11 protein-coding genes are annotated in these 20,691 nt (G+C 66.9%); 4 read left to right on the plus strand and 7 right to left on the minus strand.

Annotation, left to right across the window (positions count from 1 at the left end; translation table 11 throughout):
- Position 1 precedes the first annotated feature (1 nt).
- The 4 genes from purL (at position 2) to MJ606_RS13730 (ending at position 6,528) form a co-directional block, all read left to right on the plus strand.
- Positions 2–3,862, plus strand: coding sequence for a phosphoribosylformylglycinamidine synthase (purL, locus tag MJ606_RS13715; RefSeq protein ID WP_243050090.1), 3,861 nt, complete (start codon positions 2–4; stop codon positions 3,860–3,862).
- 81 nt (positions 3,863–3,943) lie between these two features.
- A complete protein-coding gene (locus MJ606_RS13720; protein WP_243050091.1) occupies positions 3,944–4,648 on the plus strand; it encodes a hypothetical protein in 705 nt (234 codons plus the stop codon).
- 69 nt (positions 4,649–4,717) lie between these two features.
- A complete protein-coding gene (locus MJ606_RS13725) occupies positions 4,718–5,629 on the plus strand; it encodes a glycosyltransferase family 2 protein (RefSeq protein ID WP_243050092.1) in 912 nt (303 codons plus the stop codon).
- Positions 5,626–6,528, plus strand: a complete 903-nt coding sequence (locus tag MJ606_RS13730; RefSeq protein WP_243050093.1) for a DMT family transporter — start codon at positions 5,626–5,628, stop codon at positions 6,526–6,528. The genes MJ606_RS13725 and MJ606_RS13730 overlap by 4 nt, the downstream gene beginning before the upstream one ends.
- A 153-nt stretch (positions 6,529–6,681) precedes the next feature.
- On the opposite strand, the gene MJ606_RS13735 is transcribed toward MJ606_RS13730, so the two are convergent.
- The 7 genes from MJ606_RS13735 to pgmB form a co-directional block, all read right to left on the minus strand.
- A complete protein-coding gene (locus MJ606_RS13735; RefSeq protein ID WP_243050094.1) occupies positions 6,682–8,082 on the minus strand; it encodes a sigma-54 dependent transcriptional regulator in 1,401 nt (466 codons plus the stop codon).
- 76 nt (positions 8,083–8,158) lie between these two features.
- Positions 8,159–9,238 (minus strand): alpha/beta hydrolase fold domain-containing protein, encoded by a 1,080-nt coding sequence (locus tag MJ606_RS13740; protein WP_243050095.1) that lies wholly within the window; start codon positions 9,236–9,238, stop codon positions 8,159–8,161.
- Between the two features lie 28 nt (positions 9,239–9,266).
- Complete coding sequence (locus MJ606_RS13745) at positions 9,267–10,958, minus strand: alpha,alpha-trehalase (protein ID WP_243050096.1); 1,692 nt, start codon at positions 10,956–10,958, stop codon at positions 9,267–9,269.
- A 73-nt stretch (positions 10,959–11,031) separates the two neighbouring features.
- Complete coding sequence (locus MJ606_RS13750) at positions 11,032–13,278, minus strand: glycosyl hydrolase family 65 protein (protein ID WP_243050097.1); 2,247 nt, start codon at positions 13,276–13,278, stop codon at positions 11,032–11,034.
- A 47-nt stretch (positions 13,279–13,325) separates the two neighbouring features.
- Positions 13,326–14,591: an MFS transporter gene (locus tag MJ606_RS13755; protein WP_243050098.1), complete on the minus strand. Its 1,266-nt coding sequence runs from the start codon at positions 14,589–14,591 to the stop codon at positions 13,326–13,328.
- A gap of 78 nt (positions 14,592–14,669) precedes the next feature.
- Positions 14,670–17,201 carry a TonB-dependent receptor gene (locus MJ606_RS13760; protein WP_243050099.1) on the minus strand — a complete coding sequence of 844 codons (2,532 nt, stop codon included), beginning with the start codon at positions 17,199–17,201 and terminating at the stop codon, positions 14,670–14,672.
- Between the two features lie 31 nt (positions 17,202–17,232).
- Positions 17,233–20,304, minus strand: a complete 3,072-nt coding sequence (gene pgmB / locus MJ606_RS13765) for a beta-phosphoglucomutase (protein WP_243050100.1) — start codon at positions 20,302–20,304, stop codon at positions 17,233–17,235.
- Between the last annotated feature and the right edge of the window lie 387 nt (positions 20,305–20,691).

Below are 20,691 nucleotides of genomic sequence, written 5' to 3' on the forward strand. Positions count from 1 at the left end.
CATGATCGCACTCGACGGGCAGGGCGCCCTCTCGCCTTTTCGCCTCGAACGCCTGAACGCGCGCCTGGAAGCCATTCACCGTGGCACCCGCGTCCAGTCTTCGTGGTTTGTGTATTTCATCGACGCCGACGTCGTGCCGGAGGGCGAACAGCGCCGCCGATTGCTCGAAGTGCTGGAGGCGAAGGACACCAAGCCTGAAGTCGCCTCGCTGTGGGTGGTGCCGCGCCTGGGCACCATCTCGCCGTGGTCGAGCAAGGCCACCGACATCCTGCATGGCGCCGGTTTCGACGTGCGTCGCGTGGAACGTGGCATCGCCTGGCAGGTGGCCGGCTTGCCGGCGGCCGGTACGCCGCAGTACGAAGCGGTCATGGCGGTGCTGCACGATGCGATGACGCAGTCCGTGCTCACCACGCTGGACGACGCCCACGGGCTGTTCCTGGCCGGCCGGCCGGGGCCGCTGGTGCATGTCGCGCTGGGCGGCGATGCCAAGTCGGCGCTGGCCAAGGCCAACGCCGAGCTGGGCCTGGCACTGGCCGACGACGAGATCGACTATCTCGCCGACCGCTACGCCGAACTGGGCCGCGACCCCAGCGACGCCGAGCTCTTCATGTTCGCGCAGGCCAATTCCGAGCATTGCCGTCACAAGGTGTTCAACGCCAGCTGGACGCTGGACGGCCAGCCGCAGGACAACAGCCTGTTCGGCATGATCAAGAACACCCACCAGCATTCGCCCGCGCATACGTTGTCCGCCTACAAGGACAACGCGGCGGTGATCGAAGGCTACGAGGGGATGCGCTTCTATGCCGGCCCCGACGGGGTATGGCGCGAACACCGCGAGCGCGTCGAGTACGCGATCAAGGTGGAAACGCACAATCACCCCACCGCCATCGCCCCGTGGCCCGGCGCCGCCACCGGCGCCGGCGGCGAGATCCGCGACGAAGGCGCCACCGGTCGTGGCGCCAAGCCCAAGGCGGGCCTTACCGGCTTCTCGGTGTCGGACCTGCGCATTCCGGGCAAGCCGCGTCCATGGGAGGTGGATCGTCCGCTGCCGCCGCACATGGCCACCGCGTTCGAGATCATGCGCGACGGTCCGCTGGGCGCCGCCGCGTTCAACAACGAATTCGGCCGTCCGTGCCTGGGCGGTTATTTCCGCACCTACGAGCATGAAACGGGCGAGGTCGGCGTGCGTCGCGGCTACGACAAGCCGATCATGATCGCCGGTGGCCTGGCCAATATCCGCGCCAGCGACGTGCAGAAGCGCGACGTGCAGCCAGGCAACAAGGTGATCGTGCTGGGCGGCCCGGCCATGCTGATCGGCCTGGGCGGCGGCGCCGCGTCGTCGGTGGCTTCCGGTACCTCGAGCAAGGAGCTGGATTTCGCCTCCGTGCAGCGCGACAACGCCGAGATGGAGCGTCGCTGCCAGCAGGTCATCGACAGTTGCTGGACGCGTGGCGAGCACAATCCCATCGTGAGCATCCACGACGTGGGCGCGGGTGGTTTGTCCAACGCGATTCCGGAGTTGCTCAACGACGCGGGCGTGGGTGGTCATATCGACCTGTCACGCGTGCCGTGCGATGACCCCTCGCTGTCGCCGATGCAGGTCTGGAGCAACGAGTCGCAGGAACGCTACGTGCTGGCGATCGGCGCCGACCACCTGGCCGAGTTCGAAGCCTTCTGCGCGCGCGAGCGCTGCCCGTATGCGGTGGTGGGCGAAGCCACCGCCGAGCGCCGCCTGGTGGTGCACGATCCGCGTACCGACGTCACCGTGATCGACCTGCCGATGGACGTGCTGTTCGGCAAGGCGCCGCGCATGCATCGCGACGCCAAGCACCTGAAGCCGCGCGTCGACCTGGTGCCGGACCTTACCGGCATCAGCATGGACGAGGCGCTGCTGCGCGTGCTGCGCCTGCCCACCGTGGGCAGCAAGAGCTTCCTGATCACCATCGGTGACCGCACCGTGGGCGGCCTCAATGCGCGCGACCCGATGGTGGGCCCGTGGCAGGTGCCAGTGGCCGATGCCGCCGTCACCATCACCGATTTCGAAGGCTATACCGGCGAAGCGATGGCCATGGCCGAGCGCGCCCCGGTGGCGTTGCTCAACAGCGCCGATGCCGCCCGCCTGGCGGTGGGCGAAGCCATCACCAATCTCGCCGCCGCGCCGATCGCCTCGCTCAGCGAAGTGCGGCTGTCGGCCAACTGGATGGCGGCGGTGAACTACCCCGGCGAAGATGCTGCGCTGTTCGACGCGGTGAAGGCCGTGGGCATGGAACTGTGCCCGGAGCTGGATATCTCCATCCCGGTTGGCAAGGACTCGCTGTCCATGCAGACCGTATGGAAGGACGGCGATACGGTGCAGCGCACGGTGTCGCCGGTATCGCTGGTGATCACCGGCTTCGCCCGCGTCACCGACGTGCGCCGCACGCTCACGCCGCAGCTGCGGCTGGATCACGGCGACTCGGAGCTGTGGCTGCTCGACCTGGGTGCCTGCCGCGACCGCCTCGGCGGTTCGGCGCTGACCCAGGTGTTCAATCGCGGTGGCGGCGTGCCGCCGGACCTGGATGACGCCAAGCGCCTGAAGGCGCTGTTCGAGCTGGTCCAGGAGGCGAATGCGAGCGGCCTGCTGCTGGCCTACCACGACCGTTCCGACGGCGGCGTCATCGTCACTTTGCTGGAAATGGCCTTCGCCGGCCATTGCGGCCTGGAGATCCAGCTCGACGGCTGGGCCGAAGCGACGCTGCGTGCCCTGTTCAACGAAGAGCTGGGCGCCGTCGTGCAGGTGGCCTCGGCCAATCGCGAAGCGTTCGAGGCGCTGCTGGTCAAGCATGGCCTCACCGGCATGGCGTACCGCATCGGTCGTCCGAAAGAGAAGCTGGGCATCAAGCTGTTCCACAACGGCGACACCTTGTTCAAGTGGAACTGGCGCACGCTGTTCGAGGCCTGGAACGAAACCAGCCACGCCATGCAGCGCCTGCGCGACAACCCGCTCACCGCCGACGCCGAGAACGAATGGCGCCTGGACGACGCCGATCCGGGCATCAGCCCCAAGCTCGGCTTCGAGCCGAACGAAGACATCGCCGCGCCCTACATCGCCAAGGGCGCCAAGCCGCGCGTGGCGGTGCTGCGCGAGCAGGGCGTCAACGGCCAGGTGGAAATGGCCGCGGCGTTCACCCGCGCCGGCTTCGAGGCGGTGGACGTCCATATGTCCGATCTCGCCAGCGGGCGCATCCGGCTGGCGGACTTCCGCGGCCTGGCGGCTTGCGGCGGTTTCTCCTACGGCGACGTGCTGGGCGCGGGGCGTGGCTGGGCCACCTCGATCCTTTACAACGACTACCTGCGCGCGGAATTCAGCACCTTCTTCGCCGACGCCCAGCGCTTCGCGCTCGGCGTGTGCAACGGCTGCCAGATGATGAGCCAGCTCAAGGACATCATTCCCGGCGCGCAGCACTGGCCGAAGTTCCTGCGCAACGCGTCCGAGCAGTACGAGGCGCGCGTGGCCACGCTGGAAGTGCTCGACTCGCCGAGCATCTTCTTCAAGGGCATGACCGGCTCACGCATTCCGGTGGCGGTGGCCCACGGCGAAGGCCGCGTGAGCTTCCCGCATAGCTGCAGCCCGTCCAAGGCGGGCGGTTCACTGCGCTACGTCGACAACCGGGGCAAGCCTACCGAGGCCTATCCGCTGAACCCGAACGGTTCGCCGGGCGGCCTCACCGGCTTCACCGCCGCCGATGGCCGCGTGACCATCATGATGCCGCACCCGGAGCGGGTATTCCGCAGCGTGCAGATGAGCTGGCATCCGGAGAAGTGGGGCGAGGACTCGCCGTGGATGCGCATGTTCCGCAACGCCCGGGTGTGGTGCGGCTGATGTGGCACGGCCACGCTGAGCCCGCGCGGGCCTAGCGTGGCCATAGCGGCCATTCGCTGGTTGGTGCGGTGGCTGCCCGCAGTGGCATGGACCTGCCTGTTGGGCCTGTTGCCGTGGTGGGTGGGGCTGCCGCTGCTGTTGCTGCTGGCGTTGGGCGCGGTGCTGTTGGCGCGTCGTATCGCGCACTACGCGGCGCTGTGCCGGCGCGGTTTGCGCTGGGGCCTGCCAGGGTTGCTGTTCGCCGTGCAACGCGCGCTGGGTGGCGACCTGGTGGCCTGGGGGGCGGCACTGCTCGGTGCCCTGGTGGGTTTCTCGCTGGTGGTGTTGATGGAATCGTTGCTCGATCGACGGGTGCGGCGTACCGCGCACGTGCAGGTGTCGCCGGAGTGGAGCGAACTGGCGCTGGCGCCGATCGGTCCGCCGGCCCACATCATCGAGCTGACGCGCGCCGATTGGCGCGAGGTCTATGACGTGTTCGTCGATCCCGCCGGCGAGTCGGTGCGCTACGAGGCCGATGGCGTGGGCAGCGGGCGCTACGTGTTCAAGCGAGGGCGGGTGATCGATCGGGCCAGTCCGCGTTACTGCTTTGGTCCGGGCGGGCGCTGGTTCGTGGTGAGCCTGCCGCAAGGGCGTGGCGACATCCTGTGGGATCGCCAGGCCGACCGCATGCATCGCCTTGCGGGCTGGCAGTTATGCGGCTGGGAAGGCGAGCAGCCCTGGCTGGCGCAGGAGCCCGACGGGGTGCCCACGCCGCTGCACGAAGCGCTGGGGCAGCGGCGCCAGTAGTGGATCATCAACGGCGGCGGTGGCTTTCACATGTTCGCTACCCATCGCCTCGCGCATACTTAGGACGCAGTGAATACCAACGCCTCTCCCTCCTTGTCCTCCGTGCTGCCGGTCAGCGTGATCGTGGTGGCCGCCGACAGCGGCCCGTCGCTGCGCGACTGCGCGCGCCGGGTGTTGGCCTGCGATACGCCGCTGGAGCTGATTCTGGTCGACAACGCTTCCGGCGACGGCATTCCGCAGGCGATTGCGCGTGCGCATGAAAACGACGAGCGCCTGAAGGTCATCTACAACCACGCCAACCTGGGCTTCGGGCCCGCGGTGAATCGTGGCGTGGCGCAGTCGCACGGCAAGTCGGTGCTGGTGCTCAATCCGGATTGCCTGATCGACAACACGGTGCTGCAGCGACTGCTGGAGACTTTGGCCAGCCGTCCGCGCGTGGGCGTGATCGGTGCCGTGGTCTGCGACGAGCAGGGCGTTGCCGATCCCGCCTCCTATCGCCGCGATCCGCTTGTCGGCCGCGCGCTGACCACGTTGTTCGGGCGCGCCGGCGAAGGCGTCAATATCGGCGGCCCGATTCCGCATGAACTGGTGGAAGTGGAGGCCGTGTCGGGCGCGCTGATGTTGCTGCCGCGTCGCGTGTTCGATTACCTCGCCGGTTTCGACGAAGACTACTTCCTGCACTGCGAAGACCTGGACCTGTGCCGCCGCGTGCGTGATGCCGGCTACCACGTCATGCTGGCCGGCGACGTGCGCGTCCTGCACGGCAAGGGCAGTTCGAGCCGGCACCGCCCGGTGTTCGTCAGCCGCCACAAGCATCGCGGCATGTGGCGCTGGTTCCGCAAGTTCGATCCGGCCGCACGCAAGCCGTGGGTGTCGGCGCTGGTGTGGCTGGGCATCTGGACGCATTTCCTGCTGCAGATTCCCGGCCAGTGGCTGCGCCTGCTGCGATGCAAATTCACCAGGGCGAAGGACGGCGCATGAGTGTGGCGTCCCCGCGTGCCGCGACGTTGGCGATGTCCGGACTGATTGCGGTCACCGCGGTCTGGGGTTCCACCTTCTTCCTGATCAAGGACCTGGTGGCGCGCATGCCGGTGGCCGATTTCCTGGCCGTGCGCTTTCTCATCGCCGCGCTGGCCATGGTGCTGCTGTTTCACCGCCAGCTGATGCGGCTGAGCCGCCGCGAGTGGGGGCAAGGCCTGGCCCTTGGGGCCATCTATGGCGTGGCGCAATTGCTGCAGACCTCGGGCCTGGAGCACACCTCGGCAAGCATCAGTGGCTTCGTCACCGGCATGTACGTGGTGTTCACCCCGCTGCTGGGCACGGTGCTGCTACGCCAGCGCTTGCCACCCATCACCTGGATCGCCGTGTTGCTGTCGGTAGGTGGCCTGGGCCTGCTGGCCTTGCGCGGACTCAGCGTGGGCTACGGCGTATGGCTGACGCTGGCGTCGGCGGCGTTGTACGGCCTGCATATCGTCGGGCTGGGTACATGGTCGCGCCCTGGCAGCGCCTTCGCACTTTCCAGCGTGCAGATGATGGTGATCGCCGGCGTCTGCCTGCTCGCCACCCTCCCCTCGGGACCCAGCCTGCCGCCGGATCGCGGCGCATGGATGGCGGTGATCTACATGGCGCTCGCCGCCGGCGCCGGCGCGATGCTGATGCAGACCTGGGCACAGGCGCATCTGTCGCCGACGCGCGCGGCCATCGTGATGACGCTGGAGCCGGTGTTCGCGGCGGCCTTTGCGGTGACCTTCGGCAACGACGCGTTGACGTGGCGCATGTTGGCGGGCGGGGCGTTGGTGTTGGCGGCGATGTATCTGGTGGAGTTGGGGCCGTGTGGCGGGGGTGCCCTGCAGGCGGAGGGGTTGCATCACGAGGTGTAGTTGGGGGCGGGGGCCTCGCTTCGCTCGTCATCCCCGCGAAAGCGGGACAAGCGCGCTCCGTGCTTGTCCGCCCTGCGCCAGCAGGACACCCGGCCAACACCCCGAGTAAAAACAAAAAAGGCCGAACATCGTTCGGCCTTCTCCACGTCCATCTCAGTCGATACCCAACTTCTTCAACTTATAGCGCAGCGCCCGAAACGTGATGCCCAGTTTCTTCGCCGCCGCCGTCTTGTTGTAGCGGGATTCCTCCAGCGCCTTGATGATGGCTGTGCGTTCGAGGTTGCTGATGTAGTCGTCCAGGCCACCATGGGCGGTGGCTGTCGCCAGCGGGGCAGGGGCGGCCGCGGCGGTGGCGGCCTCGGCAGGCGCAACGGGTTCGGCGTGGGCGCGTGGGGTGCGCTGCGGCAGCATCAGGTCGCCGACGTCGATCTGGTCGCCGTCGCACATCGCCATGGCGCGTTCGAGTATGTTTTCCAGCTCGCGCACGTTGCCCGGGAAATCGTAGGCTTCCAGCGCGTGTTGCGCGGCCGGCAGCAGTTGGCCGGGGGTGCCGCCACTCTTGGCGGCCAGCTGGCGCAGCACGAAGGCAGCCAGCAGCGGCACGTCGCCGCGGCGTTCGCGCAGCGGCGGTACGCGCAGTTCGATCACGTTGATGCGATAGAACAGGTCCTGGCGGAACATGCCCTGCTCGACCAGCGCCGCCAGGTTCTTGTGCGTGGCGGAGAGAATGCGCACGTCCACCGGCACTTCTTCACGCGCGCCGATCGGGCGCACGGCTTTTTCCTGGATCGCGCGCAGCAGCTTCACCTGCATGTGCAACGGTAGTTCGGCCACTTCGTCGAGGAACAGGGTGCCGCCATGGGCGGCCTGGAACAGGCCTTCCTTGTCGCCCATCGCGCCGGTGAAGCTGCCTTTGCGATGACCGAAGAATTCGCTTTCCATCAGCTCGGACGGAATGGCGCCGCAGTTCACCGGCACGAACGGGCCGCTGGCGCGCGGGCCCTGCTCGTGGATGAGGCGGGCGACCAGTTCCTTGCCCACGCCCGATTCACCGGCGATGTATACCGGGGCCTGGTTGCGTGCGAGCTTGCCGATGGTGGCGCGCACCTGTTGCATGGCCGGCGAGTCGCCGATCAGGCGTTCGTTGCCGTCAGGCTTGGCGGCGGTGTGGCCGCTCTTGCGCTCTTCGGCCAGGCGCAGGGCGGTGCGCACCAGGCGGCGCAGCATCTGGATGTCGACCGGCTTGGAGACGAAGTCGAAGGCGCCGGCCTTGAGCGCGCCGACGGCGGCGTCGACGTTGCCGTAGGCCGTGATCATCGCCACCGGGGTATCCGGGTGTTCGGCGGAAATCAGTTCGACGATCTCATGGCCGGTGCCGTCCGGCAGGCGCATGTCGGTGAAGCAAAGATCGTAGTGTCGCTCGGCCAGGGCGCGCCGGGCTTCCGTGACGGTACCCACGGCGTCGACCAGCAGGTCCATGCGGCCGAGGGTGATGGTGAGCAGTTCACGGATGTCGCGTTCGTCGTCGACGACCAGTACGGTCTGTTGGCTCATGTCGTCTCGAGGGGAGGTGGTCGCGGCTAGGATAACCGCCCCCCTCGCGGGGGGCAAAGGCCGCGGCGGCAGGTGCTTATTTCCGGCCCAGGTGGCGATCGAAGAATTTCACGATGGCCGCATAGGCCGCCTGCGATTCCGGCAGTTCCGGGTCGGAGAAGAAGGAGTGCCACATGCCGTCCCATACGTGCAGTTCGGTCTCCACGCCGGCCTGGCTGAGCAGGATCTGGCTCTGGATGACCGAGCTCATGGCCATGTCGCGCGTGCCGGTGATCAGCAAGGTGGGCGGAAAACGCGCAAGCAGCTGGGGCGACAGGCCGGGAAACACCATGGGGTCGGTGGCGCTGGCGCCCTTGAAGTAGGGCAGGGCCTCCAGCCGCAGCGGGTGCTCGGGGATGGGCGCGCCATTGAGCAGGGGCGCCACATAGGTGGAGTCGCCCTCCATGTTCACCAGCGAACCGCAGAAGGTGCCGATGGCGCCCGGCACGGGCAGCTGGTGCGCGATCAGCCGGGCCACCGCCTCGCCGGTGAGCACGCCGCCGGCCGAGCAGCCGTAGATGCCGATATTGGCCGGCGGGTAGTGCTTGAGCAGTTCGCGATAGACCGCCTCCACGTCCTCGCTGGCGGCGGGGAAGACGTGCTCGGGCCCCTGGCGGTAATCCAGGCTGATCACCTTGATGCGCCCCAGGCTGGCGATCGGGATCGATTCCACCAGGCCGCCGCTATGCGCGCCCCACAGGAAGGCGCCGCCGTGCAGGTTGATCAGCACGCGCTGGCGGTTCTGCAGCGCGATGCCCTGGGCCGGTTCCACCACATCGGCGCCGACGCCGGCGATGGTCTCCTGGTGGGTCTTCACCGCATACCGCTTCTGCATGCGCGCGGCGCGGTCGCGGTTGATGGCGTCGTAGAAGTCGCGGCTCTGCGCAATGGGGGCGGTGATCGGCGGCGCCTTGCTGCCGCCGGCCAGCATTTGGGGGAAGAACGCGCGCGCCTCGGCCGAGGCGAAGCTGGAGTAGGGCAGGCTGGCACCGGCCAGGGTGATGCTGGCGTCGGCCTTGACCGTGGGGGCCGCGCCTTGCGCGGCGGCGGTGCCGGTCACCAGGCAGGCACCGAGCAGAAGATGGCGGACGAGCTGGGCAACGCGCGGTGCGTGCATGGCGTAGTTCCTCCGGTCGAAGGGGGCGTCACTTGGTGTGGATGGGTGCCGCCGGTTTGGCGGCGGTTTGCTGCTGGATTTCCAGCAGCTTCAGATACACGCCGTTGGTCCAGCCGAAGCCGATCACGTTCTCGCTGTAGCCAGCGCTGACCTTCACCTCCGCGTTGCCCAGCACCATGTTGTATTTCTCGCGGATGGTGCCGTCGTCGGCGAGGCCCTGGTCCACCGTGGCCATGAACTTGCCGGCGATGCGGCGCGCGTCGTCGTGGAAGCCATACGCATCCAGCCCGGACACCGCCAGCCAGTTGGTGGGCGCCCAGCCGAACGGTGCGCCCCACTGCACGCCGGCCGGGCGGTTGTCCATGCTCAGGCCGCCCTTGCGCTCGAACACCGGCAGCGACTGGCGCACGCCATCGGCTTGTTCCTTCGAGGCGGCACCGGCCCACAGCGGGTAGAACGTGGTGACGTAGGGATAGGGCGAAGGCTTGCCGGCGACGAAGTCGTAGTCGCGGTACATGCCCAGCTCCGGGCGCCACAGGTATTTGTCCATCGCGGCCTTGCGTGCCTCGGCGGCCTTGGTCCAGCGTTCCGCGTCGCCGGCCTTGCCCAGTTGCAGGGCGAAGTCGTGCAGGTCGCGCTCGTAGCGATAGAGCAGGCTGTTGAGGCTTACGTCGGCGTAGTGATGGGTGGAGCCGCCGAACGGTCCGAAGTGCGCGTTGGTGTCGAAGCCCGATTCGCGCATGGCACGGTCGCCGTGGTAATAGTCGGCGGTGAGCCGATAACCGTCGAGCCAGGCACCTTCGCACACGTGCGAGGCGCGCACGTCGCAGCTGCTGTCCTTGAGCTTGGCGGCCTCGGCATCGCTGGGATGTTCGGAGGCCTTGATGAGGTAACCCGGGTCTTCCGACGGGTGCGCGCGCAGCCAGCGGATCACGCCCTTGTAGTACTCGCTGTCCTTGGCCTCCAGCACCGGCCCGCTGCCGAGGTCGTAGTAGCGTGCCAGTCCGGTGTCGCCGGCGCGATGCTCCGGGCGTGTCCAGATCTCGTAGTTGCGCACGGCCAGCGGATAGGCATCGGCCAGCCACGCGCGCCGCGCCTCGGCGTTCGGAAAGCTGGCGGGATCGTCGAGCACCTCTGCCATCATCGCGGTGAGGAACGGCGGCTGCGAGCGGCTGAGGTAATAGGTGCGGTTGGCGTTGAGCACGCCGCCATAGTTCGCCACTTCGTACAGCGCATTGTCGACCATGGCCTTGGCCAGCTCGGTGCGATGGTCGGCCACCAGGCCCAGCACGATGAAGTAGCTGTCCCAGCCGTACATTTCGTTGAAGAAGCCGCCGGGCACCACGTACGGATGCGGCAGATAGAGCAGGCCCTGCTGCGGCAGTTGGGTGGCATCGATATCGCCCAGCTGCGTCACCGTGCGCGGCAACGGGCGCACATCGACGCCGCAGCGCTTGCCCACCTCGGTCACTTTTGGCGGCACCGGTTGCCCCGCCGGCACGTACAGCACCGGATGACTGGCGACCTTGGTGTCGACGAGCGACGCGCAGTCGTCCTGGGAACGCGTCAGCGTGCTCCACGCATGGTCGATATAGGCACGCGTTCTGGTCGCATCCGGCGTGGCGGCATTCGCCGCGCCGGCAAGGCTGCAGGCGAGCAGCAAGCTGGGCAGGCGCCTCCAACGGCACCTTCCCGGTTGCGTGGAAGCAGGGCATCGCATGAGGGAACCCGTCGATGGGAACGAACGCGGTGTACTGGTCATGTCTGCTCCTTTAGCTTTTGCGGTCGAGGCGCTACAGCGACTTGCGGGTAAGCGTGGCCTTGCCGTCGGCACCGCGCTCGATGGTGATGTCGTACTGCTTGCCACGGAAATGGACGCCCTTCAGCTGCAGTGATTTCCATTCGGGCGGCAAGGCTGGCGCATAGGCCTCGGTGAGGCCGTTGTCGTCGATGCGCAGGCCGCTGAGTCCGTACACGAAGCTCTGCACGAAGCCCGCCGACGTGGCGAGGATGTAGCCGGCGTTGTTGGCCACGGTTTCCGTGCGCACGTTGAACGGCGCCTTGAGGAAGCCGACCAGGTTGCGCTGGATCCACTCGCCGGCGGCTTTGCCGTCGCCCAGTTCGGCGGCGCCCACGGCGAGCATCACCATCATCATCTCGTTGGGATCGTCGCCGTGCACTTTCAGCTCGTGCAGTTGGAAATCGAAGTCGTTGCGGCGTACCTGCGGCGACATCGGCAGGTCGAGGTTGGGATACATCAGCCAGGCCAGCGACGAACCCATCCAGGTGATCTTGTCGTGCGGCACCGAGGCGTCGAAATCCAGGTGGCGCTGCGCCTGTTCGTCGAACGGGATGAACAGCTTGTCGGCGATGGTGCTCCATTGCGGATCGGCCGTGGCGCCCACCTTCGCCGCCGCCTTCACCGCGATGCGCAGCGCCTTTTGCGCGGCGGCGTTGGTGAACGAGTCGTTGGGCACGTCGTCATAGGCCTCGTCCGGCGAGGTGACGTGATGGATCTCGTAGCGGTCGTGCGCCGGGTCGTAGCTGACGCGGCTGGCCCAGAAGGTGGCCACCTGTTCGATCACCGGCCAGCCGTACTGCTTCAGCCATGCGTCGTCGCCGGTGGCCTGGTAATACTGCCATTGCGCGATGGCGATATCGGCGTTGACGTGGATCTCGCGGAACACGCCATAGGCGAAATGCGGCGTGTAGTCCTTGCCGGTTTCCGGGTCGGCCTCCCATGGATACATGGTTCCCTTCACGCCGTACTGGCGCGCGCGTTCCTGTGCAGGCGCGATGGTGCGGTGGCGAAACATCACGATCGGCTTGGCGCGTTCAGGATGCAGCAACAGCAGCGCGGGGAACACCCACGAATCGCTGTCCCAGAACGCGTGGCCCGCATAGCCCGGGGTCAGCGCGCAGGCGCCCATCGGCCAGCTGGTGCCTTCGGTGCTGTTGGACAGCAGGTAATAGAGATCCGAATGCACCGCCTGCTGCACCTTGGCGTCGCCATCGATGCGGATATCCGACTGCCACAGCTGGTGCCAGGCGGCCTGGTGCTTGGCCAGCAATGCATCGAAGCCGGCCTGGCGGGCGGCCTTGGCCAGCGCGACGTCGGCCTGCGCATCGCCGCCCCAGCCTTCGCGCGATGCGGCGACGTACTTGGTGAAGCTGTAGCGCTGCCCCTTGCGCACGCGGGCCTTGAGGTTCAACGAGAGCTTGTCGGGCGTCTGTTCCAGCTGCACGTCTTCGACATCGAGGCCCTTGGGCAGCTCGATCGCCGCCGCCTGCGCCACCGCCACGCCCTGTTCGGCGCGACCGTCCAGCCACAGCGTCAGCGTCTTGGTATCGCCGCCGGTGGACTGGATGCGCACCACGCCCGGATACCACACGGCGGCGCGGTCCGGCGTGGGAATCGGCTTGTTGTCCAGGTTCTGCCCGCTAGCGATCACCGCCGCGATCATCTCGTCGCCGCTCATCTTGCCGATGGGAAAGCGCGGCTGGTATTCGGACCACAGGCGGATCGGGAAGGTGAGCTGCACGCTGCCATCGAACTGCGGCGTGATGGTGAGGCGCGTCGCGGCCAGGTGGTTGGCATCCTGGCTGACGAAGGTGGTGACCTCCACGTCGGTGGACTTGTTGGCATAGACGAAGCGGTAGCGCGTGCCCAGCGTCGCGTCGTACATGTCCAGCGTCTGTGCGTAGTCGGTGAAGATTTCCTTGCCCAGGCGCGTGGAGTTCAGCCAGCCGCCGCCGGGGTTGTAGTCGATCTCGTTCCAGCCGGGGATGGCGGCCGGGCGCGCGATATCGTCCTTCGCGTAATCCATCGTCGCCACCATGTAGCCGCGGGTGGGCTCGGTGCCGCGCGGCGCGGTCAACGTCGAGAAATAGCCGTTGGCGAGATAGCTGGGGAAGTAGCTGCCGAACTGTTCCGAGGTGCCGGTGAGCACGAAGCTGGGGTCGCCCTTGGCAAGGATGGCGGGGGCAAACAGGGCGGTGCCCACCAGCAAGGCGGCAAGACAGATACGACGAACACGCATGACAACTCCTCGGGTGTTGGCCCAGGCCTCCGGCCCGGGGTGGGGAATCACTTCGCGGACAGGCCGATGGCCGCCGGTTCGGCCACGCCGGCCCGATCCGTCTCGCGCTTGAAGAAGAACAGGGTCACCAGCACCAGGCTCATCGGCACCAGCGAAAAGTAGAAGGCATGGATGCCATCGAAGCCGGCGAACACCAGCGCGGTGATGCGAGAGCCCAGCGTGCCGCCCAGGGCGGAGAAGATCACGATGAGCCCGGTCATGGCCGCATGCGTGGTGCGGGGCAGCGAGCTGAGCACCACGGAGTTGATCACCGGATAGATCGGCGCCATCAGCAGGCCGATCAGCGGAATGAGATAAGCGGCGACCGGGGCGTCGAGCCAGCCCACGTCCGGCACCACGGTGGCGTGGCGCGCCAGCGGCAGCACCAGCAGGATGAGCACGCCCATGCCGAGCACGCACAGGTTGAGCAGCACATGCCAATGCACGCGACGCAACAGCTGGCCGGCGATGATGCGCCCCAGCGCGGTGGCGCCGGCCAGGATGCTGGCCATCTGGATGCTCATCGCGTTGGGCAGCTTGAGGATCTCGTTGTTGAAGGTGGGCAGCCAGGTGCTGAAGCTCTGCTCGATCAGCACGTAGAGGAAGGCCGAGAGCAGGAACACGTACACCAGCGTGCGCATCAGCAGGCGGTACATCTGGCGCATGGCCTCGCCCAGCGACAGGCGCACCTCGCCGTGCGCGGCCGATTCGTCCAGCCGGGCCCCGGCCAGCAGTGCGAGGGCGCCGAAGCACAGCGCAGCCAGCACCCAGTACACGTTGAACCACGACGGGTTGGCCGGCGCGGCATGATCGATGAAGGCGCTGAACAGCCAGCCGCTGACCAGCACGCCGAGCATGAACAGGCCCTCGATGGTGTTGGTGAGGCGCCCATGTTCCGCCTTGTCGCGGGTCAACAGGCCGATGGAGGAGTACACCCCGATCTTGGCCAGCGCGAACGACACGCCCACGCAGGTGAACAGCAGCTCGGTGGTGTGGAAACTGGGATAGAGCGGCATCAGCACGCAGGCGCTGCCGACGATCAGCAGGGCCAGCATCATCGCGCGGCGATAGCCTATGCGCGGCAGGAACGAGGCCAGCAGGAACGAGGTGATGGCGATCGGCAAATCCTTGAACAGCTCGAGCAGGCTGGCCTGCGGCTTGTCGATGCCGAACGTGTGGATCGACTGCAGGATCACCGTGCCCACGCTGTTGAGCAGGATCGCGAAGACCATGTAAATCATCGCGAGCGCGACGATCATGCGGTACCGGTTCATGCACACCTCGCAGTGCGATGCCGAAAAAAGTTCCGGACCGCCGCGCTACGGCGGTCCGGAACAACGAGGGAAGCATCGTCAGAAGTTGTACTTCACCTGCAGGTTCACCTCGCGTCCTTCGATGGATCGGGCCAGGATCACGCCACCGCTGCTGGCAAAGCCGAACAGACGCGAATTGCCCTCGGTGATGCCGATCTGGTTGGTCATATTGGTGCCTTGCAGGTTCACCTGCCAGTACTGGCCGATGTTCGCCGACACGCCGAAGCTGAGGTCGTTGTACTGGCCCAGCGGCTGCTGTTCGATCAAGTCGCCGTAGCGGTTGCCCACGTATTCGTAGGTGACCCAGAACTTCACGCTGCCCCAGTCGGTCGGCAAATCGTAGGCGGGCGTGAGGCGGGCCTGGAACTTCGGCTGGCGCTGCAGCTGCATGCCGTTGAGGCTGGCGCATTGTTCGCTGCCGTCCTGCGCGGTATACGGCGTGCACGCCGCGCTGTGCGTGTAGTGGCCGTCCATGTAGTCGCCGCTCAGCGTCACCGAGAAATGCTCGAACGGCTTGACCACGGTGTTGAAGTTGATGCCCTTGGTGGCCGAGGCATAGTCGAACGAGAACTGCTGGCCGTTGCCCTGGGTGATGGTGTAGGGCACGTTGTAGAACAGCTTGCGATAGGCGTTGACGTCCAGGTAGACCCAGTCGGCCTGGTACTTGTAGCCCACTTCCATGTTGTGGATCTTGTTCACCGGCTGGCTGGGCAGGCCGCGCAGGTCGTCGAAGCCGGGGAAGTGCACGCCGTCGTTCACGCGGGCGTAGACACTCATGTTGCTGGTGATCTCGTAGTTGGCGCCGATGGTCCAGGACGGTGCGGTCTTGGCGTAGTTGATGGTGGTGTTGCCGCCCGTCAGGTATTGCGAGTTGTTGTTGTAGAGCGTGGCCGGGTTGTTGTCCAGGTCGCCGGTGGCGGTGTTCTGTACGCGGCCGTTGGCCTGCTGGCGCTCCACACGAACGCCGGCGTCGAACAGCCACTGGTCGAGCTTCCAGCTGTCGGTGAGGAAGAAGGCGGTATTGAAGCCGTTCCAGGCCTCGCGGATGGCCGTGGACGGACCGCTGACAAAGCCCTGCGAACTGCTCAGCACGTCGCCGTTGCTCAGCGTCACCGCGATCGGGTTGGGATTGTTCTTGGCCTGCAGCAGCATGTTGTTGCCGAGGAACCAGGTGTCGTGATCAGTGTAGACGGCGGTGTAGTTGCCGAGGGTTAGGGTATTGCCGTCGAACAGTTCCTTGTTGACATGGAACTCGTTGGTGGCGCCTTCGATGCGCTTGTGCACGTACCACAGGCCTTGCGTGGTGACGTTCTGGTTCATGTCCGCCGCGGCACCGTTGTTGGTGTACGTGGCGGTGGCGGTGGTGCTGGCGGGCAGGCCCGCCGCCGCCACGGCACCGGTGATGTAGTCGCTCAGCGATTCCGGGTTCTGGCCGGTGCTGAAGAACGAGATGGTGTTCATCTGGCCGGCGGTGAAGTTGAACTTGTCGGAGATCGACCAGCCGTCGCCGAAGTCCAGGTCCAGGTTGCCGCCGATGGAGTGGATGTCCGCGCCACGGCCCTTGGCCAGGTTCACCGACTGGCCACCCGGGGTACAGCCGGCGGTGGTGCAGGGCGTGGTCTGGATGAACTCGTACTGGTTGGCCTTGCTGCCGAAGGTGCCGGTGAGCGGACTGAAGCCGGGGTAGTCGGAGAACTGGCCACGGCCCGGGTTGAGGATCGGCGTATCGGTAACGAACTGGTTGTGATCCTTCAGGTCGCGCGCATAGAGCATCAGCGAACCGTTGTCGAAGTTGCGCGTCAGCGTGCCGGTGAGCGAGCCGCCCTTGTCGGCATCGAACTGCGGGTCGCGCACGCCGTCGGACTTGCGCCAGAAGCCGCCGATGCTGCCGTACCAGTTGTCCGCGATCTTGAAGCCGTAGAAGCCATCCAGCCGCACCAGGCCTTCCGAACCATAGGTGACGCCGACGTCGCCGGACGGCTTGTCGGTGCCCTCGCGCAGGATGAAGTTGGCGGTGAGGCCCGGCTGGCCGTTGCCGTACAGCACGGCGGGGCCGCCCAGCACGAATTCCGCATGGTCGATGGTGTCGTCCAGGCGGAACATCGAGGAGTTGTCCATGAACGACAGCGTGGGCATCGGGTACAGCGGCGAGCCGTTGAGCTGGAAGGTCACGTAAGGCGCATCGCCGCCACCGGGAAAGCCGGCCACCTCGATGTTGGCGCCGGTCTGGCCGCCGGAGGATTCCGGATATACGCCGGGCGCGAGCTTCAGCAGGTCGGCCGAGCTCTTGGGATTGGCTTCGCGGATCTGGTCGGCCGTGGCGCTGGTGATCGAATAACTGGCATCGATTTTCTTGACGCCGCCCGCCGCGGCATTGCCGGTCACCACCACCTGGTCGAGCGTCTTGGCCGACTTCTGGTCCTTGGCCGGCTCAGGCGGGTTGCCCTGATTGGCCGCCGGTGCCGCGGGCGGCTGCGCCGGTGCGGCGTCCTGTGCCTGTGCTGCGCCCACCGTCAGCGCGGTGACGATGGCTGCTGCGAGTAACTGCCGGGTAATGCCTAGCGTGTTCATGTGGTGCCTCCCCGCCCAAAGCATGGGCCACTTAGGTGTTGATGCGCGACGCTTCGGCATACGTGGCCGATGCGTGGTCTTGGTCTTCAACAAAATCCCCGATGCGAAACGCGGTCAGGCCCGGCAGCACGATGTCTGCCCCCCCCAGGGCCTCACGCTGGCCGATACCAATGGCGACCATGCCCGCGGCGTGGATACTGGCAATGCCTGCGGCGGCGTCTTCCACGCCCAGGCAGTCGGCCGGCGCCACGTTCAACTCGGCGGCGGCGGCCAGGAATATTTCCGGATCCGGTTTGGAGCGCGCGATCCGTGCGGCGTCGACGATGACGTCGAACAGCTCGGCAATGCCCAGCCGTTGGAGCAGCAGCGGCGCATTGCGGCTGGCCGAGGCAAGCGCCACGCGCAGTCCGGCCGCACGGGTGGCTTCCACCGCGGCGCGGGCGCCGGGCAGCAACTGGTTGGGACCGAAGCGTTCGATCTGCTCGCGGTAGTAGGCGTTCTTGCGTTCGCCGAGCTGGTCCTTCTCGGCCTGGGTATACGTGCGCGGGGCACGTTCCAGCAGGATCTCCAGCGAGCCGCGCCGGTCCACGCCCTTCATGCGTTCGGCGATGGCTTCGTCGAACGGTGCATCGATTTCCCGCGCAAGGCGTTCCCATGCGGCGCGATGCACCACGGCGGTATCGGCGATGACGCCATCGAGATCGAAGATCACCGCGCGCAACGGTCGGCGCTTGAGGTGCTCATGCGGCAGCGAGAGCGAGGCGCCGCGGCGCAGGTGTTGCGGGTGGCCACGGTGAAGGAAATCGATGGCTTCGCCGTGGGTCACTGTGTAGCGCACGCCCACGCGGTCCACTTCCACGCGCAGGTGTGCGCCGCGCCAGGCCACCCCGAAGCGGTAGCGATGCCAGGACGCCGGCAGCTGCGGCGCCAGCGTCAGCCGGCCGTCGCTGACGCGCAGGCCGCCATAGCCCCAGCACAAGGCCAGCCAGCTGCCCGCCATGGCGGCCATGTGCACGCCGTGCGCCGCGTTGCCGTGGAGGTCGTCCAGGTCCACCCGCGAGGTGTCCTGGAAATAGCGCCACGCCTTGCCCGCTTCGCCCACTTCCGCGGCGATCACGCTGAAGGTGGAGGCCGAAAGGGTGGAGTCGTGCACGGTCACGCCTTCGTAGTAGTCGAAGTTGCGCCGCTTGGCGTCGCGCGTCACCTCGTCGCCGGCCAGCATCAGCGCCAGCAAGGCATCGGCCTGCTTGCAGACTTGGTGGCGATAGATGGTCAGCGGGTGCAGTTCCAGCAGCAGCGGCCGCTTGCCCTCCTCGCGCGGGTGGGCCAGCAGGCGCGGCTTGTCGAGGAAAGTGTCGTCCTGCGGAAAAATGCCCAGCCGGGCGTCTTCCTGCAGATACATCGCCTCGGCGGCGCGCTGCCACTGCACGGCCTCGAAGGTATCCAGCCCAAGGCGCTGGGACAGCTGCGCATGGGCTTCGGGCGCGGTGTCGGCCAGCCAGTGCGCCACCCGCGCCGCATCGCGCAGATGCCGCTGGGCCATGCGGTTGGTGTAGTGGTTGTTGTCGACCAGCGCGGTGTATTCGTCCGGTCCGGTGACGCCATGGATGCAGAAGGCGCCATCGCGGCGCGGATTGAAATGGCCTACGTCCATCCAGGCGCGGGCGGTTTCGAACAGCATCTCGGCGCCGTAGTCGCGCAGGAAGTCGACGTCGCCGCTGGCGTCGACGTAGAGCCGTATCGCCCACGCCACGGCGGCATTGATGTGGTACTGCGCCGAACCGCCGGGGAAATAGCCCGAGCATTCGTCGCCGCTGATGGTGCGCCATGCGTACAGCGCGCCGCGCGCATGGTTGAGTTCGCGCGCATGCAGGCGCGCGCGATCCAGGGTGGCGTAGCGGTACATCAGCATGCTGCGCGCCAGGGCCGGCGCCAGCGTCACCATCGCCGGCAGCATGAAGGCCTCGGCGTCCCAGAAATAGTGGCCCTCATAGCCTTCGCCGGTGAGTCCCTTGGCCGCCGTGCTGCTATGGCCGTCGCGCCCGCTGGACTGGAACACGTGGAACAGGTTGAAGCGCAGCGCCTGTTCGGTGCGCGGATCGCCCTCGATGGCGAGGTCGACGCTGTTCCAGAAGTCGGCCAGGGTGCGGGCCTGTCGCGCCAGCAGCGCGTCATAACCGAACCGGCAGGCATCGCGCAGGCTGGCTTCGGCGCGGGCGAGCAGTTGCGCGTCGCCTTCGTCGCCGCCGGGCTGGGTCCAGGCGTAGGCGACGAACTTTTCCAGCACCACGCTCTGGCCGGGCGCGAGCGTGCCTTCGTACACCTGCATCACGCCATGCGGCGCCAGGTTGGCCAGGCGAAAGCCCAGCTCGGCGTTGCTGAAGCTGTGCCGCTGCGCGCACGCCACGCGGATGTGGCTGTGCGCCGTCCGCTGCAACACGTGGGCGAGTTCTTCCTCGGCATGGGCATCGATGGTGGACAAGCCGCCATCGAGACGACTGCCGATGCGTGGATCGTCGCCTTGCTCCACCGCGTGGCGTGCGGTGCTGATGGAGGACTCCAGCATGATCGGGCCGCTGTAGTCGAGCGAGCGCACGCGATAGCGGATCGCGAGGAGTGCCGGGTCATCCAGGCTGACCACGCGCTCGGCGTCGATCTCCAGCGTGGCGCCGTCGGGCGAGCGCCAGCGCAGGTGGCGGCGATAGCAGCCGCCACGCAGGTCGAGCGCGCGCTCGAACGCCAGCCACTCGCCATCGTCCAGTCGCACCGGCGTGTCGCCCAGGCGCAGGTGGATGCGGGTGCCGTCGGCCACCGGGATGCGGGTATCCGTGTGCGCGGCGAAGCCGGGGAAGCGCTCGTGGTACTCGATGGGGGTGCGTTCCCACACGCCGGCCAGGAAGCAGCCGTGGCTGGGGCTGTCGCCTTCCTCCAGCCCCCCGCGCACGCCCAGCGAGCCGTTGGCGAGCGCAAACAGGCTCTCGTCCTGCGCGAAGCCGGCGGGATCGATGCCATGCCTGGTCAGCACCCAGGGGTTGCCCGGCAGGTTGCGGGCAAGCGGCAACTCGGTGGTGGCTTCGGTCGATGCCGTTTCCTGATGATCCAACGTGCGCTCCCCGGTGCTTTCTTGCGTTGTCTGGCTGCGCGCGAAGGGCGCGACGCAACCGGCTTCATTTAGGCGGGGGCGAGCATCGCAGCAAATGATATCGATATCAAGGTATCGATATCATTTGCTGCGATGCAGAATGTCGCGTAGATATCGATATCATTTGCGAGGCCTTGATAGCGTTGGTGGTGCACCTCCGGAGCGACGTCGCATGCGTAAATCTTTGTTGCCATGGCACAACGGCGGTTGGACGCATCGCGCCCAAACCGACACACTGTGGGCTGCTGCCGCGAACCAGGTCGGCCTTCGGGTTGGGTGGTCGCGTCATCACTGACAAGACACCGGGGCAAGGTCTTGAGTCGTAATCACAAGCAGCAACTGGGCGGA

Source organism: Dyella sp. RRB7 (assembly GCF_022761115.1).
Classification (GTDB): Bacteria; Pseudomonadota; Gammaproteobacteria; order Xanthomonadales; family Rhodanobacteraceae; genus Dyella.